The following is a 26,656-nucleotide window of genomic DNA, read 5'->3' as shown; positions in this document are numbered from 1 at the left end:
AATGTATTTAATTGAATCAAAGCGTAATGGCGAGTGGATCTATGACCCGGGAGTGGCGATGGCTCTACAGGATTATGTGAAGGACCATATTTTCTTGGATGATGATGTTATGTTCACATACATGATGCACCCGGCCGTTCAAATTGGCAAATTCCAGAATGCATACGAGGAAGTCAACCAGCCTTATATGGATGAACATGATATTAAAATCATCCGCCGGGAATCAGGAGGCGGTGCGATTTATCTCGATGATCGCAATATGAGTTTTTGTTTCTTATTTAATGGTGTTAATGATATTTATGGGAATTATGCACGTTTGTATGAACCGGCCGTTAAAGCGCTTGAGAAGTTGGGTGTAGACAATGTAGAACATAAAGGCCGTAATGATTTAGTTTTAGATGGCAAAAAAATTTCCGGTGCTGCGATGACCATGCAGAAAGGTCGCGTTTACGCCGGGTATTCGCTGCTATTAGATCCTGATTATGAAGCAATGGTATCTGTCTTGAACCCAAACCAGAAGAAAATTGAATCACATGGCATCGGGTCCGTCCGCAGCCGAGTAGGATCCATCCGTCCTCATTTGGCACCTGAATACCAGGATATGACGGTATGGGATTTTACGGATTATATGATGTGTGAATTACTTGACGTCAACGATATCAGTGAAGCGAAACGTTATGAATTAACGCCGGAAGATTGGGCGGGCGTCGATAAAATTGCAGCAGAGAAATACCATAATTGGGACTGGAACTATGGTCGCTTTAAACAGTTCGAATATCGTTTAACCGAACGTTTTCCAATTGGAACGATTAATGTCGGCTTAGGCGTTGAGCATGCTAAAATTGCTGCCATCCAGATTACGGGTGACTTCTTCGGAACAAACGATATAAAAGAAATTGAAGAAGCTTTAGTCGGCGTACGGTTAAGGAAAGAAGACTTATTAAATGCGTTAGTGCCGTTTGATTTAACTAATTATTTCGGAAAGCTAACGAAAGAAGAATTAGTCAGCTTTATTTTAAGTGAAAAAGCATAAGCCCCGTCAGACTTAGAAAGAAGGGTGACATTGGTTAAATTAGGGATTTTGGATTACGCTCAAATTGATGAAGGCTCGAGTGCCCAAACTGCTTTGCAGAATACGATTGAGCTGGCTCAATTAGCTGAAGTCTTAGGCTACGTGCGGTTTTGGATGGCAGAACATCATAACGTTCCTGCTTTTGCCAGTAGTTCACCGGAACTGATCATGATGCATTTAGCAGATGCGACAGAGCGGATTCGTATCGGCTCGGGCGGTGTGATGATTCCACATTATAGCCCTTATAAAGTCGCTGAAAATTTTCGGATTCTCGAGGCGTTTCATCCCGGTCGAATTGATTTGGGGATAGGCAATACGGTAGGAACGGCGATTGTGAATCGGACGTTGAATGAGAATAAAAAGGTAAACTCAGGTTACGAGCAGAGTATTGTTGATTTAACCAAGTATTTGAGCGATCAAGTGGATGAAAACCATCGTTTTTCCGGGATTACGGCTAACCCTGTTATTTCAACCGTTCCCCAGATGTGGGTGTTGTCAACCAGTGTCAGAAATGCCAAGATGGCTGCTAAACTGGGAATTGGCTATACGTTTGGATTATTTCCACTTGCAGGCATTGATAAATTAAATATTGGTATCCAGGCAGCGGAGACGTATCGCAATGAATTTAAACCTTCATCATTCATGCCGGAACCTAAAGTGTCCATTGCCCCGTTTGTTGTCGTTGCTGAAACGAATGAGTTAGCAGAGGAATACGCAGAAGCCTTGGATTTTTGGTTGCTCGGCACGGATGATTTTGGCCATTTGAAAGAATTTCCATCAGTTGAAACAGCCCGGCAATATCCTTATACAGAAGAGGAAAAGGCGATTATTCAAGCGAATCGAATCCGCATGGTAGTGGGCGATATTGAAAGTGTCACAGAACAATTAAATGAGTTGATTACACAATTTAAGGCTGATGAAGTCCTGTTAGTACCGCTTATGCCAGGGTTGGAAGCCCGTAAAAAAGCGATTGAATTATTGGCTGGAGCATTCAATTAGGGTTTCTAAAAAGTTCGGTATAGTAAAGAAAAGTACTACCTTTTGTGGCTGTATTAGGAGGAAATTTCCGGCACAATCAAAAACTGCAAATGAAGCAGATAAAAGCCGCAGTATACTGACTGCGGCTTTTGTAGTGGGGGGTGGGTATTTCCCGTTTTATAACACATTTTAGCATCCTGCCGCATCATAGCCCCTCATACGGCACTCTCCCAAACCACTTATAGCGGCGGGTCGATACGAATCGGTATGCCGGGTCTCCAATATAATCCACAAGCGGAAGGTAAAAAAGCATTCCGATGGGCTTGGTGGCCGGCAATACAGAAAGAATCTTGCGCACTGTATAAAATCCCGTTAGCACCTTCCTGTCTTTTGTGTACATATAGATTTCATCATACATATTTTTATAGATATTAATTCGCGCCTGCAGTTCTTTTCTTACGTTCTGAACCGGATACCATGTAATCGTTTCATTCCTGTCCAGCCTCATCAGTACAGCTTTTACCGTTCGGCACAATGGGCACTCAGCATCATAAAACACGATATGTTTAGCCATGCGTCTTTTCTCCTTTCTTCTATTCCCTTTAATTATTTCAGGTAAATAATGGCTGGTATGGTGTAGTTTAACTTCTAGTATAACGGGTATTGATAATTCCGTGTTAAATTTTCGTAAATTGGGTCTTAACAAAAAGACAATATAGGTGTACAATGTATCTCAGCCTGTAATTAAAATCTTTTTTAAGATTGTGGTTAACAGCATGGTAGCACAGCTGACATGAATCTAAAAGTCAGTATGAAAATTATGGAGTGAGAAAACGTGAAAAAGTTAACAAATTTAAAATCGACTAAGATGGGATTTTTTCTGCTAGCTTTAGTCCTGTTTTGGATGAAAACTTATATTATATATATTTCAGAGTTTAATTTAGGCGTCACCAATTTGCTGCAGCACTTTTTGCTGTTTATCAACCCTTTGAGTTCCGGCTTGATTCTGCTGGGTCTGGCTTTATTTTTTAAAGGGAAACGATTCGGCATTGCGCTCTTGATTATTGATTCCTTGTTGACCTTGTTTATGTACGCCAACATTGTATTCTATCGCGAATATAGCAGCTTTATTACCATTCAAACACTGATGCAGACGGACAACGCCGGCAGTATCGGCAAAAGTTTTCTGGGATTGGCTGAATGGTATGATGTCTTTTATGCGCTGGACCTCATTATCCTGGCTGTTCTGTTCTTCAAACGGAAAGCCGTCTGGTCCCCGGCACGCTTAAGTTTCAAAAAACCATTTGCAGTGCTGGCTACCGGTGTGCTTGTGTTTGCCGGCAATTTAGGCTTGGCGGAGATAGACCGTCCACAGCTTTTGGAACGGGTATTTGATAATAATTATATTGTGAAATACCTCGGTGCGCCAAATTTTGCCGTATTCAACACAGTTCAGTCCGTTAAGGCCAATGCTAAACGTTCGATGGCCTCAAGTGAGGATGTAACAGAGGTGGAAAATTACACCGATAAGAAATACGCTGAGCCAAATGAGAAGTACTTCGGAAAAGCAGAAGGCAAAAATATTATCAAGATTCACCTTGAGTCGTTTCAGTCATTCCTGATTGATTATAAATTGCACGGCGAAGAAGTGACACCTTTCCTTAACTCGCTTGTTCACGATGATAGCAAGAATTTTACGTATTTCGATAACTTCTTCCATCAGACTGAACAAGGTAAAACCGCGGATGCGGAGCTGTTATTGGATACTTCATTGTACGGCTTGCCACAGGGTTCTGCATTTGTCACGAAAGGCTCTAACACGTATCAGGCATTGCCGGCGATTCTCGACCAGAAACAGGACTATACAAGTGCTGTATTCCATGGTGATGAAGGCTCATTCTGGAATCGGGACAAGGTTTACAAGCAACTCGGCATTGATAAGTTCTATGAATCCAGTTATTACGATATGAGCGAGGATAAAGTCATCAACTATGGCTTAAAAGATAAGCCATTCTTTAAACAGTCCATGCCAATGCTTGAAGATTTGGCTCAAAAGGATGAGCCGTTCTATGCGCACATGATGACGCTGACCCACCATTATCCGTTTGTTCTGGATGAGGGTGAAGCGTCAATTGAGCCGGCTGAAACCGGTGATGGCACAGTTGACCGTTACTTTCAGACAGCCCGCTATCTGGATGAAGCGCTGAAACAGTTTTTCGATGACCTCAAGGAAAAAGGGCTGTATGAAGACTCAGTCATTATGATTTATGGCGACCATAACGGTATTTCTGAAAATCATAACCGCGCCATGAGTGAAATAACGGGCGAGGAAATCACGCCATTGAAAAATGCCAACTTGCAGCGTGTGCCGTATATGATTCGTGTCCCGGGTATGGAAGGACAGGGTACCAACCATGAATATTCAGGCATGACTGATGTGGTGCCAACGATGTTGCATTTATTGGGAATCGACTCAAAAAAATATATTCAGTTTGGAACTGACATGTTTTCCGATGAGCATAAAGACTTTGTGCCGTTCCGAAACGGCAGCTTTATGACTGAAGAATACAGTTATGTTCAAGAAGTCTTTTATGATAATGACACGGGCGAACCTATCGAAGAACCGACTAAGGAAATGAAAGAAAAACGCGATCAGGTCCTTTATGAACTGAGCCTGAATGATGAGGTTCTAAATGGCGATCTGCTGCGTTTCTATGAACCTAGTGAAGATTGGGAACCTGTTGACCCGAACGAATATCAGTATGGAAAAGACAATGAGGAAAGCACAGAAGAGAAAAATACTGAAAAAGAGAGTACAGAAGATAACAACAAAGAAGAGGCAGAAGACACTGACAATAACGATGAGAATAACTCATAATAAAAATCCCCGCACTCTTGAGAGTGCGGGGATTTTCTATGAGTCTATCGGTCATAATCAGCGGTTAAATGTTACGCTCACTTCACCAATTCCAGTGTATACGGCGTGATATGTTCCTTCCTCAACACGTAATGGCGGAATAAATGTGCCTGATGAAATAATCATGCCTTTTTTCAATGTTTTGCCGTGACCAGACATCTTTTTTGAAAGCCAGGCAACAGCTGAGGCGGGGTTTTCGAGAACATTTGAAGAGGAGCCTTCACCAATTTTTTCTCCGTTATGGAACAGTTCCATATTGATGCTGTCCAGTTGTTCAAATGATGGTGTTTCAACAGTATTTGAGATGACTGCCAGTCCGGCCGCCCCATTATCACAGAGGAGATCCTCCAGGGTGAAGTTCGGGAACCAGTCTTTATAGCGGGAGTCGGGAATTTCAAGCCCTGCCGCTATTTTGCTTTTTGAAATAATTTCTTCCTCGGACGCTCCGGCAGTTAAATCGCCCGTAAGCACAAATACAAGTTCCGGTTCAACAAGTGGGTCAAATAATGAATTCAGCAAGACGGATTCGTTTGAATGGATGAGATTGCCTTCAATAAATGTGCCATAAGCCGGCTCATCAGTATTGGCATATGCTTGCGTGTCAGGACTGGTCATGCTGATTTTAAATCCAGCAATGGTTTCATTTGTGCGTTCGCATTTTTCTGTTACAAATTGATTCTGGATCTTGTAAGCTGCTTGTTCATCCAGATTGTAATGCTTGCGGATAAAATCAATCGGCTCTTTCGTCTCGTATGCTTTCTTCAGTGTTTGGACGATTTCATTATTTGTCCCGGTCATTGTATAAAGTCTCCCCCTTATGATTTGAATATAATAGACTTATTATAACCGTTTGTCTCATGGTTTGTTAAGCAGATGCTTTCCGAGTGGATTTGAAAAATGTCATGATGTTTTTAAATTCTTTACATTTGTTACAAATGCCCAAGGAGGGGGATGCCCGGGTTTTTCTATGGTTGGCTGTTGCACTAAAGCAGTCGATAGCTTAAGTACAGTTCTTTACAAGTGGCGGGTCGTTCACCCAATAAGACTAAAATTACTTTAAATCAATTTTTTTGCAACTTTTGCCGGCACTCCTGCAACAACAGTATCTTCCGGGACATCTTTAGTGACAACTGCTCCTGCCGCAACAACAGAGTTGTCCCCAATTGTTACCCCTGGCAGGATTGTTGCGTTTGATCCAATCCATACATTATCTCCAATTATAACCGGAGAGGGGTATGTTGTATTTCTTGTTTCTAAAGACATCCCATGATTAAGTGTTGCAATTGTAACATTCATGCCTAGTAATAAGCTGTCTCCGATATGAATGCCGCCTCTATCTTGAAAAGAGCAACCTGTATTAAAGAATACGTTTTTCCCAATAGTGATATTTTTTCCAAAGTCAGTAAAAAAAGGTGGGAAGCACATAAAAGAGGAATCCACTTTACTACCTGTTAGTTTTCGAAATATCTCTACAATCTCTTCCTGTGAATGATAGGATGTATTTAATTCCATTGTTATTTTTTGTGCTTCAAAACTGCATTGCGTTAACAGCCCATGAAGCTCCTTATCCTCTCCGGAAATCGGATTGCCTTCTTTGCAATATGTAATAAATTCTTCCATATTCATTTTATATCCCTCTTTCTATATTCTTTCGTCTTATTTTATACCAATCGTTACTTCAATATTATCCATTGTCCAAGTGACGTAAATTCCTCCCTTGAATGTCTTATCTTTTCAATTACATCATAAAATGATAAGATTCAGATATCAAATACCTATATCAAATAACTTGATATACCTATTAGTTATTGGAGGGGGTGCATTATATATGGAAATCCGATTGTTGCGATATTTCATTGCGATAGCGAATCATCAGAGTATTTCGGCTGCAGCACAATATTTACATTTATCACAGCCGTCGTTATCGAGACAATTAAGCGACTTTGAAAAAGAATTAGGTACCCCTTTATTCACTAGAGGAAATCGAAAAATCACCTTGACAGATGAAGGCGTGTTCTTACTAAAAAAAGCGAAAGAGATTGTTGAATTAGTTGATAAAACGGAAGCTAATTTTAACCAATCCACAGAAATTATTAGCGGCGAAATATACATTGGCGGTGGCGAAACAGAAGCAATGCATCTTATCGCTAAAACATTAAAATCATTATTGGAAGATTATCCAAGTATCCAGTTTCATTTATACAGCGGTAATGCGGATGACATTACTGATAAGTTAGACAGTGGATTATTAGACTTTGGTATTGTTATAGAACCAACCGATAAGCAAAAATACGATTACGTACAATTGCCGGCTACGGATGCTTGGGGCGTTTTAATGCGGAGAGATAGTCCTTTGGCAGATAAGCCATTCATTCAGCCAATAGATCTGATAGATAAACCGTTGTTAATTTCACGTCAAACTGCTGTCAATAATGAATTAACAGGGTGGTTAGGACAGAATATTGAGGATTTTAATATTGTCGCAACATATAATCTGATCTACAATGCTACATTAATGGTTGAAGAAAATATTGGATACGCTTTATGCTTAGATAAACTTATTAATACATCAGTTGACAGCAACCTATGCTTTAAACCTTTAAACCCCGGATTAGAGGCTAATTTAAATATTATCTGGAAAAAACATCAAGTATTTTCTAATGCAGCAAATAAATTTTTAGATCAGCTTCGAAATAATATTAAACTATACAATCCAAAAGATAGTTAGTTTTGATATGACCGTTCTATACTTGCTGGAAATAAAAAAGCTAAAAATTGCTTATCGAGGCTGTTCAAAAAATCCGGTTACAATGACACATTGAATAGAGGGCCTTCTGTGCCTGCGATTACTCGGTACAAAAAAGATTTCTAAAACCGCTCACGTCCTGTGGCGGGCGCAGAAGTTACCACAACACGCGAGAAGCTCGTTGGCTTGTTCAACGCCAGCACCACGATCGACGTTCTCACCTAACTTTTTATCAATCAGCTTCAGACTTGCCGGTAAACCGGAAGCTTTGGCGGTCCATCGTATCGTCGGAAGTAGTTTTCTGCGGCGCCTTAATACGCTTCAGCTTCCTGGAATTATAGATAACACCGGCTTTCGTCTGTTGGACTTCTTTGACCCCATAAATGATGAACTGCATGGCAAAGATGCTGAGCATGAATCCGAGAAGCACCCAGGCGATCAGCCAGTAATTGCCTGACGACAAGGCGTGGGTGGTTGATCCGATCAGCCCTGACCATTCATACGAAATGGAACGCGGCGGGTCCTGGACAAGCCCAAAAGTCTGGTCCGTTCCTCCAAAAAATAAACTGAAAATACCCAGATGCATAAAAATGATCAGCACCTGAATGAACTGTTGTCCAAAAAGGATGGTGGTGCGAGCACTGATATGCGGCAAAACATGATGCCAAAAAATATGCCATCTGCTGCCGCCGAGCACTTGAGCGCTTTTGATAAATTCATTGCTCAATACGCGCTTCATTTCATTTCCAAGCAGGACAGATGTCAGCGGAACGACCAGTATTGTTAAAATAATGATTTCAAGTACAATTCGTTCGGTCAGTGAATAGGCGAATCCGGATTGCAGTTCGGTTAAAATCGGGCGAAGCAGAATATAAGCTACCAGGCTCAATGGCAGAAAGTGAATGGAGTCAGCCATTTTTTCAATCCATTTTTGCCGTTTGGTCCCGAACCAGAATGCAAAGACCACTCCGCCGAAAAGCCCGGTAATAACACGTAGAAATGCAATCAGGAGCCCGAAAAACAAGGTGTATTTCGCACCGATGGTCAGCATATCCAGCATGCTGAATCCCTGGCCGTCAGATCCGAGAAGAAATGGTTCAGGCGGCGGATGAGGCGGCGTACTTTTAACTGTAACCCCATCCGCCTCATAAACGATTCTCGCTTGATCAACATGGTCATCTGTCGCAACGGAGTAAATAAGACTAGTACTGATCAATAGAAGAAAAAATAATGCACCAGCCGCAATTTTCCAGTTACTTACATAATCGAGAAGTGTGCGAAACACGGCAGCTATCGGTTTCCAGGGGTTTAACTGCTTCCATTCAACTAGTCTGAAACTGTGCCACATGTTTTCAATAATCGCTTTAGGGTTGTATGACCGCCGAATACTTAAATTAGGCAAATCATAGTTCTCGCTTTTCTCAAGCCAGAGGTCTGTCAGCTGGAAAATAAGGAAAAACGGCGTGAACATCATGATTAATGCTGCAGCAATGGTCATCGGTGTAAAACTTTCCAGAATAAAAAAACTGATGCCATGTACGTTAAAGATCCGTTCGATGATAAACTGGCTGGAGAGCGTAGCCCAGATGATTACCTTTGTATGATGGAATGTTGTCGGCATAATATTACGTAACACATGAATAAACAAAACGCCGATTTTTCGGATCCCTTTACTCTTGAGAAACAGGACATAATCCTTCGCGAATTCATCTTCAATCATTAACAGGAGGATTTTGAACAGCGATACCATCGGCAGAATCGAAAGTGTCAAAATCGGCAGGGCATAAGCCTTGTTTTCCATATAGGAGGCCACCCGGAAGACTTCAAGGCCATATGTATTAAGCAAATAGAGCATCAGCATCTGTACCAATGCTGCAACGACAATATCCGGGATGGATTCAAGGAAATCCAGTCCGCGTTTGAGAATCTGGAGGATTTTCTGTGGGAGAAAATTGGCCGCAAGTGCAAATGCAAATGCCAGTGAAAACCCGATAAAAAGCGCACTAAACAGGATCTCCAGCGAGTAAACAAACGGCTCCCATAACGTTCCGATTAATGAAAACTCGCCTTTTGACATGGAGGTTTCATAAATCCATGATTCCGGCTGAATAAAGGTTAACAGAAATTCTCCGAGATCTGAAAAGTAGCCAAATGGGTCAGACAGACCTGTCTCAGCGAAAAAATTTGGAAAAACACTGATACAAATGATTGCGAAAACCCCAAGTAAATAAAAGACAGCGATTCTGAGCAGCTTCATCATATATCCCCCAAAGCTTGCGAATAAATTCTGTATATTATGAATACAGATATATTTTAACATACCCATGAGGGATATGAAGACCGTATGTGTTGATAATTAGGTAAGTGTCTGATTTTTTGAATGATGCGGATTTGTGTAATATGTTCTGGAATGGACCGAAAAACACCGCTATATGAGGATGGGCCGTTGCTGAAGATATGTGACTGGCGGCTGACGTATGAAGGCACACTATAATTGGAGAATATTGCTCGCTTGCCAAGTGAAGTCTTACATTTGCGGGACATTAACATGGTGAAAAGAGAGACATGCTATATTATCTCATTGTCTTTAATTCCTGTTCCATTTGATTGCCAAATGCTATTAGCAATCCTGCATAGTGATGTTTGATTTTTTCATAAACTGCTCGTGCTTCTTCTTCATCGTAGAGATGTGACGTTTTATTTCTATCGATCATCATATCTATCCATTGATCGCCATCATCAATTAATCCATACGCAAAAGCTTCCCGAATCGCTCCCCTTGGGCTTCTTAGTTCCGTTAAGCCGGTATATTCCAGAAAGTCCTTCATTAGTTTCCAGCTTAATTCGAAGGTGAACTCAAAACGTTGAATAACGCCGTCATAAACAATATCATCCATTATTTGCAGCGTTGTTGCTTCATAAAGTCTTGAGGTTGCTCGCTTATAATTTTCAAGCTTCTCGTAAAGCCTTTCCTTCTTCATATATAATCACGCCTTCTTGTTTAATATTGTTAATAAGTCCCTTTTTGGTTAGCCGATCCAAAAAAACAACATCTATTTTTAATGCGGTCGGCATTTCTTGTATACGGTCGTTAATTAAGTTCTGTTCAGAATGGGTTATATCTTTTGTGCGAATAGCAAGGTCAAGATCTGAATTCAGGCGAAAATCTCCGCGTGCTCTGGATCCGAATAAAATAACTTTTGAGATGTCAGGATTGGAGGAACAGTAATTCACCAGTTCATGGAAAAAGCGTTCGGGAATATTTCGTTTTGTTAATTTCCTTGACATTCTAACACCATCCATTATCTAAATTATAGCATATGTTTCCAGCTGCTTTTATTGATTTTAAGATATTTCGGGACTTCCTGCTAAAAATAGTTTCAAGATAGCTTATTGAATATCTTTTTACGATAAAATGGAAATTTCTTATTTCGATGCAGTTTTCGCTTTTGGACAATGTCATCGAACTGCTTGCCTTTCTTGGCGTCGTGTTTATATTCCTGACCGGTTGCATACGTCATTAATTCATTTTGCGTAACGTCTTTATCTTTCGTTTTCCCATCATCTTCAGAGACAAAGCCAGCATTCTTTAAAATTTTATACGCCTGGTTCAGTTCTGGAGACAGTCCCGGCAGTTCATCCCGCACATTCAGTTTTTTTCCTTTTCCCGGGAGGTTGTCAAAATCACCATTCTCGATTGATTCCTTGATTTTATCTTCTACAATGATGTACATTTGGTCGCCTCCTTCCATTGATGACCTCATTATATCAAATATCTGCAATGTGTGTAATCGTTGCTCGCCTGTCACGCTTAATTCCCCCACCACCATTACACTCACCCTTGGGGAGGGGAGGCTGAACAGATGACATTCAAAGAAGCTTACGACATGTCATCGCTTGAGGTGTCCCCGGATGGCGAGCAGCTGATGTATAAAGCATACGGGGATCATGATCAGCTTGTTTTGCATTCACTTGATGATGGCAGTAAGGAGATCATTGTGCCTGACGGCGATTTTGCTTCCGAGGAGGCTGAAGCGTTGCCCTAAGATGCGCGACTGCCCGGAACGGAAATCAACATAGCACTTACGCCACAATTTACATCAACTAGAGGGGTTAAGAGCAACAAAGTTCACGAAAAAGGCCAAAATAAAAACCGCATTTCTAATGGCGGGAAATGCGGTTTAGCGCTTATAAATTTCTCATTCAATTAATCTATTGTTGTGTAAAATATTTTTCACCAAGTATTTCATTTTCATCATATGTGCCTGATTCCAGTTCTTTTTCGACAAAGGCAGCAACGTCTGATTTATCGAGGTCGTACATGATTTCGATTTCCTTTGAAAAGAGAAGTTTATTCTTTTTAAGCAGATTGGAAAGAGCGGGCTGCGGCTGCGATTCGGGCTCATCTGTATCCAGGACTTGCTTCAGCCCGGAAACGTAGAATTCAAGTGGCCGGCCGCCAACAATTTTGACGCCTTTATTTTCTTCGTTGACCAAAATGATGGTCGGAAATCCTCTGGCACCCAGGCTTGCTGCAAGCGCGAAATCTTCATTCAATAATTGTTGTCCCCGTTCAGACTCTGCTTCTTCAAAGATTTTCTCCCCATCAAGCCCAAGTTTATTGATGATCGGAACCAGGACTTCCTTGTCAGCGATATTTTGATTGAATGCAAAAACTGCCTCTCTCAGATGCCTTAAGAACACGTTGGCTAAACCTTCGTCTTGCTTTTGAATCACTTTAAACGCCCGGGAAGGCGGGTATGATGAGTGAACCGGATTGTCATACCAGAGTGTTCCATCAATCGGCATGCGTGTCTGCTCGCCCACTTCCTGCCAATGTCCGGCAACATCGGCCGGGCCTGAGATGCCGTTTGCCGGATCAACCGGGCCATCACCCCATTTTTCCAGTAATCCGCCCATTACCGTATGGATGTTAAAGTAATCACCATACTGTTCAGTGAAACGGTTCAGCACCGGTTCCAGTGCCCAGCAATGGGAGCAGATCGGGTCAGTCACATAATACAGATCAATCGTTTTCGGCGGCTTATTAAAATCAATCATCTGTATATCATCCTCCCCTGCCGGCCCGCATACGCCTGTTTCCGGATTGCATACCATGTTATTCTGATTTTCCATATCGTGATCCCCGCTTTCTAGTGAATTTTTTCTTCTAAATTGACATACCTTTTTGCCCATTCCTGAATTGGCTTCAAGCTTTTCGCAAGTTCTGCGCCTTTTTCTGTCAATGAATACGTAATGATTACGGAAGAATCGCTGGTTACATTTTTATTGATCAATCCAAATTCCACAAGTTCGGTCAGTTTCATAGACAATGCTCTGGATGTAATGCCTGATAGTTCCTGTTTAATGTCTGAGAAATGTGCTGATTGATTTTCACATAATGATAAATAATGAATCAATCGCCCATTCCACTTTTTGCCGATAATGTCAAAGGAAGCCTCAATATAAGGACAAACCCTTGTGTTCATATACAACACCTCTTATTAATAGTATATCTTGTATATAAAATAAATCAAGTATAAAAATTATACAATGTTAAATAGCTTTACAGAGTTTTTCATTTAAACGACCTCTCTCAGTTCAATTTGCTGTATTACGTTGGCTTTTTGTGTAAAATAGCATTAAAGGAAATTCAAATTCGATGACGATACTAGCACATGGCAGTGTTGAGGAGGCATTATGTTGAAAGTTATAGGGATAGCTGGCTCTGTTGTCGGCTCGAAAACACGGATTGCCGTCGAACAGATTTTAAATAATATTAAAAAACAGCATGCAGAAATAGAAACGGAATTAGTAAATTTAAGCGATTATGACCTTGTCTTCAGCGATGGCCGGGATTATCGGGATTACAGCGGTGATACGAAAGCGGTGTTGGAAAAAATCATGTCAGCAGATGCTTATATTGTCGGCACACCGATTTTTCAGGCTTCAATTCCAGGCGCATTGAAAAATCTGTTTGATTTGCTTCCAAATGAAGCTTTCAGAGAGAAGGTTGTCGGGATTGTCGCAACAGCGGGTTCTGCCAAGCATTATTTAGTGCCGGAACATCAGCTTAAGCCAATTCTTTCGTATATGAAAGCTGTTATCATACCGAAATATGTATTTGTGGAAGAGAAAAGTTATTACCAGAAAGAAATTGCGGATGATGATGCCATATTCCGGCTGAACCGGCTGGCAGAAGATCTTGTGCACGGTTTTAATGTGTTCAGCGAAATTCAAAAAGAAAAAGATTCAGCGTTCCCGTTTTAATGAAGGAGAAAGAGGTTGTGCGATGGCAGTTTAAAGCTGTCGTATGACCTTTTTGTATATGAGTACTAATACGTTCCTTACGTTCAGTCAATTACTTTTGATAACCATGTAATAAAAAATAAGCACATAGATTGAACATCAATCTGAATGATGGTATGATACGCTTGTTGATAAAACAATGAATTCATTTTAATTGAATTCAAAATATATTGGAATACGGGAGGAAAAGTAGCATGTTAAACATAGGAATTATTTTAGGCAGCGTCCGTGAAGGGCGTAACGCAGAGGCTGTTACAAACTGGATTCATGACTTCGCGGCAAAGCGCGGTGATGAAGCCACATACGAAATCGTGGACCTTGCTGATTACCAGCTGCCATTGCTGGGAGCTGCGGTTCCTGAAGCACAGAAACAGGAAGCAGAAGCAGCAATTAGTGCCTGGTCGGAAAAAATGGCTTCATTTGATGGCTATATCATTATAGCACCGGAATACAATCATTCTGTAGGCGGCGCACTTAAAAACGCTCTCGACCACCTGAAACCGGAAGTTGCTGATAAAGCAGCAGGACTCGTCGGTTATGGCAGTCTTGGCGGCACACGTGCACATGAAAATCTGCGTTTGATCTTTGGAGAACTGCAGGTTGCAGACGTGCAGACTGCTGTCACATTCTCACTGATGACTGACTTTGAAAACTTCAGTGTCTTCAAACCGGCTGATTATCACGCAGACAATGCCAACAAAATGCTGGATCAGCTGCTTGCATGGAGCGGCGCATTGAAACAAGTCCGTGAAAATGCACAAGCTGTCACGAGCTAATTTTATTTGAACTGATAAAGAAGAGATGTGCGATTAGCGCGTCTCTTTTTTTGGCCGGCTTAATGCTAAGGGTCCCAACTCAAGTTCAGTCGGGGCAATGTTACGTATGCATATGAGCCTGAGAAAAGCATGGCAGATATGTTATGCTGTAACTACCAAGAGTGAGGGAGATGTGGGTGCTGGTGGACATTCCTATTCTATATGAAGACAATCATGTGCTTGTGGTTGAAAAACCGGTTAATATACCTGTTCAGGAAGACAGAACGAAGGACAACGATTTGCTGACAATGCTAAAAAGTGATATTAAAGTCCGTCATGAGAAGCCCGGCAATGTCTATTTGGCGCTCGTCCACCGGCTAGACCGGCCGGTTGGCGGTGCAATGGTATTTGCTAAAACGTCGAAAGCTGCTTCACGTCTGTCGGACGCGATACGCAGAGGCGCATTTGAGAAGCATTATCTGGCTGTTGTCCGGGGCAATCCGCCGCAAAATCAGGGCACGCTGGAGGACTTTTTAGTGAAAGACCATCGTGAAAATAAAGTACACATCGCCTCAGCAAATACGAAAGACGCAAAAAAAGCGGTCTTGGATTATGAAAAAATTGGAAATAACAATGATCTAAACCTGATCAAAGTTAACCTCCACACCGGCAGGCCGCACCAGATACGCGTTCAATTGGCGAATATCGGGTGTCCAATCTATGGCGATCAGAAATATGGCCAACATGTAAACAAACCGGGGCAGCAAATTGCTTTATGGTCGCACTTGTTAGCATTCGAACATCCGACAAAGAAAGATATGACAGAAAATGAGTCGCTACCGCCTGAGACCTACCCATGGCAACTCTGGCCGGAATTTTGCAAAAGGAGCTGATAGCTGTGGCCAAAACGTTGCATACATTCAGGATCTCAACTGATGAGAAGCAGTCATTTATAAATTTGGATGATTATTTGGAAGAGGCTTTATCCGAGAGTGATGTTCGCAACGGGATTATGGTGGTCTACTGTCCGCATACGACCGGGGCGATTACTATCAATGAAAATGCTGACCCGGATGTGAAGACCGATTTGAAATGGGGATTGGACGAGACCTTTCCGAATAAGCCGGAATATGTGCATATGGAAGGCAATTCTGATGGCCATATGAAGTCATCAGTTGTCGGTGCGAGTGAGACATTAATTATTTCAAACGGCCAGCCTGTACTGGGAACCTGGCAAAGCGTTTATTTTTGTGAATTTGATGGCCCGAGAACACGGAAGATACATGTGAAGATTATTGAAGGATAATTTAAGGAGGGACTATCATGGCAGAATTACAAGATTTGAAATCAAGTGAGGATTTGAATCAGGCGTGGGAATCTTCAATGGAAAAGCCTGTACTATTGTTCAAGCATAGTACAACGTGTCCAATCAGCGCCGGAGCGTTTGAACAGTATCAATCCTTTCTGGAAAAAATCGGGGACGAGCTTGATGCTTATATGGTGAAAGTTATTGAAGATAGAGCTATGTCCAATCAGATTGCAGAAGAGACCGGGGTAAAACACGAATCACCGCAAGTTTTTCTCATTCAGGATGAAAAAGTGACCTGGCACACCTCGCATTCCAAAATCACGACAGATTCAATAAGTGACGCACTAAAGCAATCATAGCGAATAAACTGTTGCAAATTTTACTTTGAAGCAGTTTTTTAATGTGGCAGTGACAGCCCGGGTATTAGAACATGTGCCGGAAGTCGCAAACATGGGCACGAGAGCAAAAACAAGTTCCGGAGCAAGGAAACATCTTATCCGGAGCAGAAAAGACATAACAAGTGATACCCTGCAAGACAAACCCCTGAATGTATAAACCCACTCTTTTTAGCCACACTATGAATGCTACAAAAACAGGAAAGGGTGGGCTTTATATATGATTCATTTAAAAGCATTGGGCATTAAAGCGATAGCCATTGGTATTACGATTTTTTCGTTGTTCGGTATTTTTTATAATGCGAATTTGACTAATTTATTTTGGGTGAGTGTGCTGACAACAGGGCTGACGTTTCTTATTGGTGATTTGTTTGTCCTGCGCAGATTTGGAAATTTGACGGCATCTGTTGTTGATTTTCCACTTGCGTTTCTGACCATTTGGCTGCTTTGCGGCATGTTTATTGAAGCCAGTTTTCCCGTTATATCAGTAGCGTTGATAGCTGCATTTTTCATAACATGCTGCGAGCCTTTCATTCATACGTACTTGAATGAAAATCTTGAAGCGGAGCGGTTTGAAGAGCGAAAGAGAGAACCGGAAGCCGGGCGTCTGCAGACGGAGTTTTCTGAGGAATTTGATTCAGACAGATTGGAGGATAAGAAGAAGGATCCAGATAAATGAGTTGAATAATATTGAACGGTGACTTTTTGAAACCTTACTCCTTAACTAATCGTATGAAATGAATAACTATCATTTTCTTTTCAGCTTTGAGTCATGTATGATTATAAGTAAGAAATGATATCACACATGACGTTTCATGTGGATTGGTAATCTGTTAATTTCTTCGATTGATTGAGGGGGAGATTTTTAAATTGGATGTTTTTGATGGAGGTTCAAACGGTTCCAAACGGCCTAATATAACGTGGAACAAAAAGTATAACTGGATTGGCTATATTGTGCTTGGAATCATTTTGGCAGTGATTATAGGCTTGTTTGCGCTGCAATTGATCACTGATTACATATGGATGGATTCATTGAATTACGGTAATGTGTTCACGACGATTTTGACAAGTAAAGTGTTGCTTGGTGTGGCAGGTTTTATCTTGTTTGCCGTCACCACATTTTTTACTATTTTCTGGATTCGTCGATCGTACTTAAAGCATTTCACATCAAGTCAATTGCCGCCGTTACTTGAAAAACGGAAAACCATGATGGGGATAATGCTTGCCATCTCAGCTGTTGTGGGGCTGTTTGGAAGCAGTATTATCCAGGGTGTCGGCTGGGAAAGCGCACTTAAATTGATTAACCATGCTTCCTTTAATCAGGCAGATCCGTATTTTGGCTTGGACATTTCCTTTTATGTTTATGTGTTGCCGATGCTTAATCTGGTCGTCTTTGTGCTGTTGGGTCTGGCCATCTTCTTCCTTTTGGTGGAAATCGGGGCTTACTCAGTATTTCATATGTACCGGATGAGCCGGTCAGCTCAGCTGCACCTTGGCTTGACACTTGGGTTTATCGGTTTGATGATGGCAAGTTATCATCTGTTGCAGCCTTTTGGGACATTGGCTTCAAATCAGGTCAGTATATTTCAGGAAAGTGTCGTGGAAGGGTTAAGCTATACGGATGATGTTATCAATATTCCAAAAGCCTATATCTTAGCGGCTGTAGCCCTATTGATGACAATCTGGATGATCATAAAGCTCGTCAGGGGCAACATCCAGACGATGCTTACACCTATTGTTGTTTATATTGGACTGGTCGTTGTTGGTCAGGGCGTCTCAGTAGCGGTTCAAAATTTTGTGGTTTCACCAAATGAATTTGCTATGGAAGAACCTTACCTTGAAGATAATTTGGAATATACCAGGGCCGCCTATGACCTTGATGATATCAATCAACAGGAGCACCCGGCTGATGGGACACTGACTGCGGACATGGTTGAGCGAAATCAAGGGACAATTGATAATGTCCGGATGAATGATGTCCGGCCATTGCTTGATGTTTATAATCAGGTTCAGACATTCCGGACCTATTACGAATTTAATGATGTGGATGTCGATCGTTATCAAGTCGATGGCAATTATGAACAAGTGTTTTTGGGCGCAAGGGAGCTTGATACATCAAGCTTGCCGGACCAAGCCCAGACATGGGTTAACCAAAACTTAAGGTATACTCACGGCTATGGTGTCGCTATGAGTCATGTTAACCAAGTAACAGCACAGGGGCAACCGGAATATATGCTCCAGGATGTGCCGCCTGAAGGTGTTATGGACGTTAATCGCCCTCAGATCTATTTTGGTGAAAATAATGCACCAAATGTTATTACCAACAGTGAAGTCGATGAATTTGATTACCCTGACGGCGATTCGAATGCCAGTAACCGGTATAAGGCTGAAACCGGTATTCCTCTGACAGGCATTAACAGGTTATTATTTACCATCGATGAAGGGAATTTCCGAATGCTTCTGTCCGATCAGCTAACAGAGGACAGCCAGCTCTTGGCGACACGAAACATTATGGATCGTATTAATCGTATTGCACCATTTTTTAATTATGACCAGGACCCTTACTTAGTAGTACGGGACGATGGCAGTCTTGTGTGGATGATTGATGCTTATCTGACAGCAGAAAATTATCCTTACTCGGAAGCATTTCAGGGTGATATGAATTATATCCGGAACTCGATTAAAGTAATGGTTGACGCTTATACGGGTGAAGTGAACTTTTATGCAGCCGATCTTGAAGAGCCATTATTGCAGACATTCCAGAACATATTCCCTGGTTTGATAACCGAAGAGGTGCCTGATGATATCCGGGCTCACTTCCGATATCCGACAGACCTTTTCTCGATTCAGGCATCAATGTATGGCACATACCATATGACAAATCTCGAAGTGTTCTATAACCGGGAAGATACCTGGCAGTTCCCGACTGAACGCTACTTCGATGAAGATATTGAAATGGAACCATACTATATTACGATGAAGCTGCCTGGAGAAGACGAAGAGGAATTTATCCAGATGCTGCCATATACACCGAAAAACAGGCAAAACATGATTGCCTGGATTGGTGTCAGAAATGACGGAGAGAATTATGGCGACATGATGGTCTATGAATTCCCTAAACAGCGGAATGTTTATGGACCGCAGCAAATTGAAAACCGGATTAATCAGGATAGTGAGATTTCACAGGAATTGAACTTATGGGCGCAGGGCGGATCAGATGTTATCCGCGGTAACCTTCTGGCCATACCAATTGAAGATACGATGATTTATGTTGAACCGATTTATATCGAATCAAACAATGAAACATCCTTGCCGGAAGTTAAACGTGTTGTTGTAGCCTATGAAGATGAAATTGTCATGGAAGCTGATTTTGACACAGCTCTGGAAGAAATGCTGAACACCGTTGATTCGGATAGTCAGGATGGTCAGCAGGATGAAGATCAAGAAGAAGGCCAGGATGATGCTGAGCAAGGGGACCAGCAAGAGCCTGAAGATCCGCTTATGGGTGCTGAGGACCAATTGCAGGAGTTCTCTGATCTGTTTGAGTCCTATCAGCAGGAATTATCCCAAGGCAATTGGGAAGAAGCTGCATCAATCATGAGTGAACTTGAAGGTCTCCTTGATGAGATGGAATCATCCAATGGATCTGATGGAAACAGTGGCGCGGAACCCCCTGAAGATTCCCAGGGAAGTAATTCCCAGCCGCCTGAAGATAACACCGAAACACCGGATAATCCGGAAGAATAATTAAACAACGGATTAAAAAATCGGGACGCGTGTAAAGCGATCCCGATTTTTTTCGTTAATTAAGAACATAAAATATCGAAAAAATAAGATAACCGACTACGATGGTAAAAGACGGAATAACGTATGTGAATGTGTTTCGGGTTTTATCCCGCTTAATAATCAAAAGCACCAGCGACGTCAGTATGAAACCAGCTGCAGCGGTGGCAATATGCTGATCCGATACTTCTGCCCAGATGCTCCCCTTTCTATAAAAGATATCGGCAACCGGGATCACGAAAATATTAAATATGTTGCTTCCGAGTATGGTGCCGATAGCCAAATTGATATTAGCCGCTCGCAAAGCAACCCAGACACTGACCGCGTCAGGTAATGAACTAGCTGCAGCAATAAAAAGGCTTCCGACAGCACTTGCACTGATGCCGCTGTTTTGTGCCAAGAGGTCACCGGTAACCGAAAGAGCACTTCCGGAAACAAAAATAATCATGACAAACAGAATAAACCTTAAGATTATTTTACGAATAGGTCGTGAATCAGAATTTTTATCGCTGGAAGAGAAAGCGTTCTGCTGTGCTTGAAGATCTTGCTGGTCTTTGGCTGAAATCAGTAATAAACCACCTATATAAACCGTAATCATCAGCATGCTCGACAGGCTTAATGTCATTACTGTCCAGTCAGCATCGAAATAGAGAGAGAAAGCAGCAATCACACACAGAAGCATACCCAATAGGCCTGTGAAAATATGGTTATCTGATACCTTTAGGAATAATCTTTTTCTACGGTAATGCATATCAATTAAAAATAATACGAAAAAATTGAAGGTAATACTCCCCAGCCCGTTTCCGACAGCGATATCGGGACTGTTGATGACCGCTGCTGATACGGTAGACGTTAATTCAGGCAGGGAAGTGCCTGTAGCCAAAAGAGCAGATCCGATAACCAGCCCGCTTATTTTGGTTTCCTTGCTGATGACATCAGCATAGGAGGCGAGCTTGATGGCTGCAAACACAGATACTACAGCAGCAGCTACAAATAGGGAGATATAAACAGGAAGCAACGAAGGTCTCCTTTCTTATTGCACTTGAAGACAATACCCTTAAGGTTTGTAAATTAATCATAACTTATATTCTGAAGATTGTGTTTTTGATTTAAAAAAGTAAAATATTGACCATAGTGGTCTAATCGTAGTATGATGAAATCGACCGACATGGTCTATCGTAAAATATAGATACATATCATGTGAAAAAGGGGTGAGAAGCAATCACAGAAAAGTTTCTAAACCTTGATGAAAATAAGCAACAGCGAATTATGGACGCAGCGCTTCAGGAATTCGCCGCAAACGGCTATGAGCGGGCTTCCACCAATCAAATTGTCAAAAGTGCCGGAATCGGAAAAGGCATGCTGTTTTATTATTTTCAAAGTAAACAAGACTTGTATTATTATTTGGTTGAAGATTCGCTAAAAATCGTACGCCATCAATATATCAATTTAATCGACATGCAGGAAACGGACTTTATAGAACGGATGAGACAGGCAGCGCAGATAAAAATGATATGCTTTGCCGAAAATCCGAATGTGTTTAATTTCCTTGGAACGTTTTTTCTGGCAAGCAGCCCTGATCTGCCGTCCCATCTTGAACAAGAATACCAGCAATTGCTGAAAGAAGGGCATGCCATAATGTATGAGAATATCGATAAGTCCCTTTTCAGGCATGATGTTGATGTTGATAAAGTGTTTAAGCTGATTCAATGGTCAATGGATGGATATCAGAATGACATCATAAGCAGCTTGAAAGATCACCAATTGGCTAATATCGATTTTGAGCCCTATTTGCAGGAATTTTATGAATATCTGGACATTTTGAAGAAAAGTTTTTATCCCGCATATTACTAGCAGTAAGACCCCCACCTCCAGTGTTCGAGTAAACGATGGGGATTAGGTGGGGGATCAACTGCCAGTAAATGCCCGATTCGTTCATCTAACAATCAGTGGAAAAAACCCCCACTGATTGAAGATTCACTTTATAAGTAGGGGGTTGTGTAAATGGCGCTTCTTAAAACAGAAAATCTTACGAAAAAGTTCGGGAACTTTAAAGCCGTGGACAATATTAATATCGAAGTTCAAAAGGGAGAGGTTTATGGCTTTATTGGTCCCAACGGTGCAGGCAAGTCCACGACCATCCGAGTTTTGCTTGGCATGCTGAAGGCCACAAGCGGTGAGGCTTCCATTTTTGGAAAAGACGTTTGGAAGGATGCCGTGGATATTCATAAGCATATCGCCTATGTTCCGGGAGATGTGAATTTATGGCCAAATCTGACCGGAGGCGAAGTGATCGATTTGTTTATGAAACTTCGCGGCGGTGCTGTGAACAAAAAGCGGCGAGAGGAATTGATTGAGCGGTTCAAATTCGATCCTTCAAAAAAATGCAGAACCTATTCCAAAGGTAACCGGCAAAAAGTTTCACTCATTGCAGCATTTGCATCTGATGCTGATCTGTATATTCTGGATGAGCCAACTTCCGGACTTGATCCGCTGATGGAGCGTACATTCCAGGAATGTGTGGAAGAGGCGCGTCATGAAGGGAAAAGCATTTTGCTGTCCAGTCATATTTTGTCAGAAGTGGAGCGGCTTTGTGACCGGATCGGCATTATCCGCGAAGGTCAGATCATTGAGTCGGGTTCATTGGATGAATTGCGCCATCTAACACGGACGCACATAACAGTTGAGACGAAACAGCAGGTGAGTGGACTGGAAGACATGGAAGGTGTGCATGATGTTGACATAAACGATGAAACGATTTCGCTGCAAGTTAATACGGAAGAATTGGATGACGTCATTCGGCATATCAGTCAGTTCGGTGTTGTGAAACTGGAAAGTGCCCCGCCGACTTTGGAAGATTTATTTATGCGCCATTATGAAGGGGATTCAGGAGGTGAGTCCTGATGCTTCAACAGTCGTTAGCTAAGACCGGAAAATTGATGGGATTTATGCTGCGGCTTGATCGTTTGCGTATTGTGATCTGGCTTGCGGCGCTATCCTTTTTCACTTTGGTGGTTCCGCTAGCTTTTTCTGATTTGTATCCAACACAAGAAGAAAGCAATACGATGGCTCAAACGATGGAAAATCCTGCAATGACCGCGATGGTTGGTCCGGGCAATTTGGACAATTACACAGTAGGGGCCATGACAGCACATCAAATGTTGCTTTTAACCGCGGTTGTCGTTGGCTTAATGAATATTCTGCTGATGAACCGGCATACACGAGTTGATGAAGAAGACGGCCGGCAGGAACTGGTCCGTGCTTTACCGGTTGGAAAACTCGCTAATCTGAATGCATCCTTTATCATGCTGGCTGTAGTAAATGGTTTGCTTGCGCTGATTACAGGGTTTGGTTTATATGCTTTAGGCATTGAGAGCATGGGGCTGTCAGGGTCACTATTATATGGCTTGATATTAGGTGCGACAGGTATATTTTTCGCGGGTCTGACCGCATTGATGGCACAAATAACCGAAAACGCCCGAACAACGTTTGGTTTAACATTAGCACTGCTGTTAATAGCATACCTGATACGGGCGGTAGGGGATATCAGCAATGAAGCATTATCCTGGGTTTCACCGCTAGGATGGGCTACAGCGGGTCAGGTATACAGTGACAATCACTGGTGGGTCTTGTTGCTCCTGGCAATTGGTGCGATTCTTTTAATGGCACTCGCATTTTATTTGAACACCATACGCGATTTAGAAGCCGGGTTTTTACCGTCAAGGCCGGGAAGAAAGCATGCTTCACAGTCACTGCTCAGTCCGATTGGGTTGGCTCTTAGGCTGCAGCGTACCGGAATTATCTCGTGGGCAGTCGCCATGATACTGGTTGGTGTCTCTTACGGATCGGTAATGGGTGACTTGGAGTCGTTTTTCGAAAGTAACGAAGCCTTAAGACAAGTATTTTCAACGGACGCGGGCACGTCGTCGTTCACTATGCAATTTGTTTCGGTATTGATGTTTGTGATGGCCTTAATTGCAACGCTCCCAGCCGTTATGGCATTACTGAAATTAAATGGAGAAGAAAAGCAGAACCGGCTCGATCATCTTCTGGGAAGGGCTGTGTCGCGTACACGTCTCGTTTCAGGATACTTAACCATTGCCGTCATCAATGGTGTGGTCATGCTTTTTCTGGCTGTTGCAGGGCTTTGGGTGGCAGGCGCAAGTGTGACAGAAGAGCCGTTTGAATTCGGAAAAATAATCGGCGCCGGGCTCGCCTTTTATCCGGCACTGCTTGTTATGATTGGATTGGCTGTATTTCTCATCGGGTTTGCACCCAAATTAAGCAGTCTTGTCTGGCTTTATCTGTTTTACTCATTTATCGTCCTGTATTTCGGTAATATGTTCCAATTCCCGGCTTGGGTCAGCAAGCTGTCGCCATTTGGGTATATACCGGAGTTGCCGGTCGATGAAATGGAATGGATGCCTGTTATCATCTTGACTGTTATCGCGATAGGACTTGCGATTGTGGGTATGTTTGGTTATCGAAAACGGGATATACAGGGGCAATGAGTCAATTCATCCATTAGATTTACCGAAGGATTAGCTGATTCAGGTAGGAAAATCGATTGATTTAACCGATCTAAAATAGCGAACGTTTTAGGCCCATCAGACATGAAAAATAATGAGTCTGCTATACCAAACAGACTCATTATTTTTCGAATAGCTTCAAACATTTCCTTTACTTCTGAAACTCCGGAATTGGATTGCTGAGCCTTTAACTAATACGGGTCAGCATCTTTTCCTTTCTTTTCTGCCTTATCCGGTGCTTTTTCTGCATCTTTGTTGCCGAGCGGATTTCTGCTTGAACTGCCATCATCCTTCATCATTTTGGCTGCTTCTTCCAGTCCCTCACGCAGGCGCCGTCCGTATTCCTCATCTGCTTCGTCGGCCAGTGCCATCATTTTATCTTGAATTACCTGGGTGCATTCGGAAATGTCGCCGACGAGATTTGAAATCAGTTCATCCTTTTCCCAGTCATCAAACCAGCGAAATGTCTCGCCGGCCTGTTTGGTATTGTCGTTCCGGTCGATTGATTCGCGCACAAGGTTGCCTTCAATTTTCGGGCTGTGCTCTTTTCCGGTTTGTTCGGCTTCTGTGTAATTACCTAAGGAGGATGGTTCATAATTGATGTGCGGGTTCTTTTTTGCAGAACGTTCAGGTTCATGCCGCATCGACCCGCCTTCCTGATTGGTTGCAACCCGTTTTTGGGCAGCGTTGATGGGGACTTGCAAGTAATTGGCGCCTACCCGGTAACGTTGGGTATCAGAATAGGAGAATGTGCGGCCCTGCAGCATTTTGTCATCGGAAAAATCCAGTCCATCAACAAGAACCCCCGTGCCGAATGCTGATTGCTCGACTTCTGTAAAATAATCTTCCGGATTTTTGTCTAACACCATCCGTCCGACCGGCAGCCACGGGAATTGATCCTCAGGCCAGATTTTTGTATCATCAAGCGGGTCAAAATCCAGTTCCGGGTGCTCATCATCACTCATAATCTGTACATAAAGCTCCCATTCGGGATAATCCCCGTGTTCAATGGCGTCATATAAATCCTGGGTTGCATGGTTGAAATTTTCGCCCTGAATTTCATTTGCTTCTTTGACAGTTAGATTTTTGATGCCTTGTTTTGGTTCCCAGTGATATTTGACGAGTACTGCTTCGCCATCATTGTTCACCCATTTATACGTATTGACACCGGACCCCTGCATCATGCGGTAATTGGCCGGTATCCCCCACGGTGAATAGATAAACGTTACCATATGGAACGATTCAGGTGAATTGGCACAAAAATCAAAGAAACGCTGGCTGTCCTGGATGTTGGTGATGGGGTCGGGTCTGAAAGCATGAATCATATCCGGGAATTTCATCGCATCACGGATGAAAAAGATTTTGATATTGTTCCCGACTAAATCCCAGTTTCCATCTTCTGTATAAAGTTTAACAGCCATTCCGCGCGGGTCGCGGAGTGTCTCAGGTGAATGTTTTCCGTGCACAACAGTCGAAAACCTGACAAAGACCGGTGTCTGCTTTCCTTTTTCCTGAAAAACTTTTGCCCGTGTATATTTGCTGACAGGCTCGTCTCCTGCTGTGCCATAGGCTTCAAAGTAACCATGGGCTCCTGCACCGCGAGCATGGACAATGCGCTCAGGCACTTTTTCACGGTCGAAGTGGCTGATTTTTTCAATAAAATCATAGTTTTCAAGTGTAGCAGGACCGCGGTTTCCGACTGTCCGGATGTTTTGGTTATTTGTGACAGGATGCCCCTGTCTGTTTGTCATCGTATCGCTATTTTCAATATTGGTCTGATGGTTTTTGTTTTGCTTTCCAGCCATCCCTATCAACCTCCATCAATTTATTTAATTACCTTATACATTTTGTCCAATGGCAGGC

27 protein-coding genes are annotated in these 26,656 nt (G+C 42.4%); 16 read left to right on the top strand and 11 right to left on the bottom strand.

The annotated features are described in order from the left end of the window. Position 1 precedes the first annotated feature (1 nt). On the top strand, positions 2–1,033 hold the full coding sequence (locus tag AOX59_RS12460; protein ID WP_068446008.1) for a lipoate--protein ligase: 1,032 nt from the start codon (positions 2–4) through the stop codon (positions 1,031–1,033). Between the two features lie 30 nt (positions 1,034–1,063). Then, entirely contained in the window at positions 1,064–2,071 is a 1,008-nt protein-coding gene (locus AOX59_RS12455) for an LLM class flavin-dependent oxidoreductase (protein WP_068446007.1), read from the top strand. A 184-nt stretch (positions 2,072–2,255) separates the two neighbouring features. Here the strand turns inward: AOX59_RS12455 and AOX59_RS12450 are convergent, their stop codons facing one another. Further along, positions 2,256–2,624 (bottom strand): thiol-disulfide oxidoreductase DCC family protein, encoded by a 369-nt coding sequence (locus AOX59_RS12450; RefSeq protein WP_068446005.1) that lies wholly within the window; start codon positions 2,622–2,624, stop codon positions 2,256–2,258. Positions 2,625–2,918: 294 nt separating this feature from the next. Here AOX59_RS12450 and ltaS point away from each other — a divergent pair, with 294 nt between their 5' ends. Beyond that, positions 2,919–4,928 carry a lipoteichoic acid synthase gene (ltaS, locus tag AOX59_RS12445; RefSeq protein ID WP_068448315.1) on the top strand — a complete coding sequence of 670 codons (2,010 nt, stop codon included), beginning with the start codon at positions 2,919–2,921 and terminating at the stop codon, positions 4,926–4,928. Positions 4,929–4,985: 57 nt separating this feature from the next. Here ltaS and AOX59_RS12440 read toward each other — a convergent pair whose 3' ends face one another. Both AOX59_RS12440 and AOX59_RS12435 read right to left on the bottom strand, forming a co-directional pair. After that, positions 4,986–5,765: a 2-keto-4-pentenoate hydratase gene (locus AOX59_RS12440; protein WP_068446003.1), complete on the bottom strand. Its 780-nt coding sequence runs from the start codon at positions 5,763–5,765 to the stop codon at positions 4,986–4,988. Between the two features lie 258 nt (positions 5,766–6,023). After that, a complete protein-coding gene (locus AOX59_RS12435; RefSeq protein WP_068446001.1) occupies positions 6,024–6,593 on the bottom strand; it encodes a sugar O-acetyltransferase in 570 nt (189 codons plus the stop codon). 202 nt (positions 6,594–6,795) lie between these two features. Here AOX59_RS12435 and AOX59_RS12430 point away from each other — a divergent pair, with 202 nt between their 5' ends. After that, a complete protein-coding gene (locus AOX59_RS12430) occupies positions 6,796–7,695 on the top strand; it encodes a LysR family transcriptional regulator (RefSeq protein ID WP_068445999.1) in 900 nt (299 codons plus the stop codon). Between the two features lie 250 nt (positions 7,696–7,945). Here the strand turns inward: AOX59_RS12430 and AOX59_RS12425 are convergent, their stop codons facing one another. From AOX59_RS12425 to AOX59_RS12410, 4 genes are all read right to left on the bottom strand, one after another. Next, on the bottom strand, positions 7,946–9,973 hold the full coding sequence (locus tag AOX59_RS12425) for an ABC transporter permease subunit (RefSeq protein ID WP_169792878.1): 2,028 nt from the start codon (positions 9,971–9,973) through the stop codon (positions 7,946–7,948). Between the two features lie 313 nt (positions 9,974–10,286). After that, a complete protein-coding gene (locus AOX59_RS12420) occupies positions 10,287–10,694 on the bottom strand; it encodes a nucleotidyltransferase substrate binding protein (protein ID WP_068445995.1) in 408 nt (135 codons plus the stop codon). Continuing rightward, positions 10,663–11,001 (bottom strand): nucleotidyltransferase domain-containing protein, encoded by a 339-nt coding sequence (locus AOX59_RS12415; RefSeq protein ID WP_082684201.1) that lies wholly within the window; start codon positions 10,999–11,001, stop codon positions 10,663–10,665. Before AOX59_RS12415 ends, AOX59_RS12420 begins: the two co-directional genes overlap by 32 nt. Positions 11,002–11,093: 92 nt before the next feature. Further along, positions 11,094–11,447, bottom strand: coding sequence for a DnaJ family domain-containing protein (locus AOX59_RS12410; RefSeq protein WP_068445993.1), 354 nt, complete (start codon positions 11,445–11,447; stop codon positions 11,094–11,096). A 129-nt stretch (positions 11,448–11,576) separates the two neighbouring features. Here AOX59_RS12410 and AOX59_RS12405 point away from each other — a divergent pair, with 129 nt between their 5' ends. After that, the gene (locus AOX59_RS12405) at positions 11,577–11,759 is read left to right on the top strand and encodes a hypothetical protein (RefSeq protein WP_068445991.1); all 183 of its coding nucleotides are present in this window, start codon (positions 11,577–11,579) and stop codon (positions 11,757–11,759) included. Positions 11,760–11,925: 166 nt separating this feature from the next. Here AOX59_RS12405 and AOX59_RS12400 read toward each other — a convergent pair whose 3' ends face one another. Then, positions 11,926–12,849 carry a DsbA family protein gene (locus tag AOX59_RS12400; protein ID WP_068445988.1) on the bottom strand — a complete coding sequence of 308 codons (924 nt, stop codon included), beginning with the start codon at positions 12,847–12,849 and terminating at the stop codon, positions 11,926–11,928. 17 nt (positions 12,850–12,866) lie between these two features. Beyond that, positions 12,867–13,202 carry a winged helix-turn-helix transcriptional regulator gene (locus tag AOX59_RS12395; RefSeq protein ID WP_068445986.1) on the bottom strand — a complete coding sequence of 112 codons (336 nt, stop codon included), beginning with the start codon at positions 13,200–13,202 and terminating at the stop codon, positions 12,867–12,869. A 214-nt stretch (positions 13,203–13,416) separates the two neighbouring features. Between AOX59_RS12395 and AOX59_RS12390 the strand changes: the two genes are divergently transcribed. The 8 genes from AOX59_RS12390 (at position 13,417) to AOX59_RS12360 (ending at position 20,228) form a co-directional block, all read left to right on the top strand. Then, positions 13,417–13,983, top strand: coding sequence for an NADPH-dependent FMN reductase (locus AOX59_RS12390; RefSeq protein ID WP_068445984.1), 567 nt, complete (start codon positions 13,417–13,419; stop codon positions 13,981–13,983). A gap of 233 nt (positions 13,984–14,216) precedes the next feature. After that, positions 14,217–14,798 (top strand): NADPH-dependent FMN reductase, encoded by a 582-nt coding sequence (locus AOX59_RS12385; protein ID WP_068445982.1) that lies wholly within the window; start codon positions 14,217–14,219, stop codon positions 14,796–14,798. Positions 14,799–14,980: 182 nt separating this feature from the next. Next, complete coding sequence (locus AOX59_RS12380) at positions 14,981–15,670, top strand: RluA family pseudouridine synthase (RefSeq protein ID WP_179946433.1); 690 nt, start codon at positions 14,981–14,983, stop codon at positions 15,668–15,670. A gap of 5 nt (positions 15,671–15,675) precedes the next feature. Then, on the top strand, positions 15,676–16,083 hold the full coding sequence (locus tag AOX59_RS12375) for a secondary thiamine-phosphate synthase enzyme YjbQ (RefSeq protein ID WP_068445979.1): 408 nt from the start codon (positions 15,676–15,678) through the stop codon (positions 16,081–16,083). A 17-nt stretch (positions 16,084–16,100) separates the two neighbouring features. Then, positions 16,101–16,445 carry a bacillithiol system redox-active protein YtxJ gene (ytxJ, locus tag AOX59_RS12370; protein WP_068445977.1) on the top strand — a complete coding sequence of 115 codons (345 nt, stop codon included), beginning with the start codon at positions 16,101–16,103 and terminating at the stop codon, positions 16,443–16,445. A 25-nt stretch (positions 16,446–16,470) separates the two neighbouring features. Next, positions 16,471–16,641: a hypothetical protein gene (locus AOX59_RS20130; RefSeq protein WP_218917902.1), complete on the top strand. Its 171-nt coding sequence runs from the start codon at positions 16,471–16,473 to the stop codon at positions 16,639–16,641. A 60-nt stretch (positions 16,642–16,701) separates the two neighbouring features. Continuing rightward, entirely contained in the window at positions 16,702–17,160 is a 459-nt protein-coding gene (locus AOX59_RS12365; protein WP_068445975.1) for a YndM family protein, read from the top strand. 191 nt (positions 17,161–17,351) lie between these two features. Continuing rightward, positions 17,352–20,228 (top strand): UPF0182 family membrane protein, encoded by a 2,877-nt coding sequence (locus AOX59_RS12360; protein WP_068445974.1) that lies wholly within the window; start codon positions 17,352–17,354, stop codon positions 20,226–20,228. Positions 20,229–20,283: 55 nt separating this feature from the next. Here the strand turns inward: AOX59_RS12360 and AOX59_RS12355 are convergent, their stop codons facing one another. After that, the gene (locus AOX59_RS12355; protein WP_068445973.1) at positions 20,284–21,282 is read right to left on the bottom strand and encodes a sodium:calcium antiporter; all 999 of its coding nucleotides are present in this window, start codon (positions 21,280–21,282) and stop codon (positions 20,284–20,286) included. 251 nt (positions 21,283–21,533) lie between these two features. Here AOX59_RS12355 and AOX59_RS12350 point away from each other — a divergent pair, with 251 nt between their 5' ends. From AOX59_RS12350 to AOX59_RS12340, 3 genes are all read left to right on the top strand, one after another. Beyond that, positions 21,534–22,118 carry a TetR/AcrR family transcriptional regulator gene (locus AOX59_RS12350; RefSeq protein WP_068445971.1) on the top strand — a complete coding sequence of 195 codons (585 nt, stop codon included), beginning with the start codon at positions 21,534–21,536 and terminating at the stop codon, positions 22,116–22,118. Positions 22,119–22,268: 150 nt separating this feature from the next. Then, positions 22,269–23,168 carry an ABC transporter ATP-binding protein gene (locus AOX59_RS12345; RefSeq protein ID WP_068445970.1) on the top strand — a complete coding sequence of 300 codons (900 nt, stop codon included), beginning with the start codon at positions 22,269–22,271 and terminating at the stop codon, positions 23,166–23,168. Beyond that, positions 23,168–24,775 (top strand): ABC transporter permease, encoded by a 1,608-nt coding sequence (locus tag AOX59_RS12340; RefSeq protein WP_068445969.1) that lies wholly within the window; start codon positions 23,168–23,170, stop codon positions 24,773–24,775. The genes AOX59_RS12345 and AOX59_RS12340 overlap by 1 nt, the downstream gene beginning before the upstream one ends. Positions 24,776–24,984: 209 nt before the next feature. Here the strand turns inward: AOX59_RS12340 and AOX59_RS12335 are convergent, their stop codons facing one another. Continuing rightward, the gene (locus tag AOX59_RS12335) at positions 24,985–26,598 is read right to left on the bottom strand and encodes a catalase (RefSeq protein ID WP_068445968.1); all 1,614 of its coding nucleotides are present in this window, start codon (positions 26,596–26,598) and stop codon (positions 24,985–24,987) included. Between the last annotated feature and the right edge of the window lie 58 nt (positions 26,599–26,656).

This window comes from Lentibacillus amyloliquefaciens, assembly GCF_001307805.1.
GTDB lineage: Bacteria > Bacillota > Bacilli > Bacillales > Amphibacillaceae > Lentibacillus > Lentibacillus amyloliquefaciens.
This window is presented reverse-complemented; position numbering and strand designations above follow the sequence as displayed.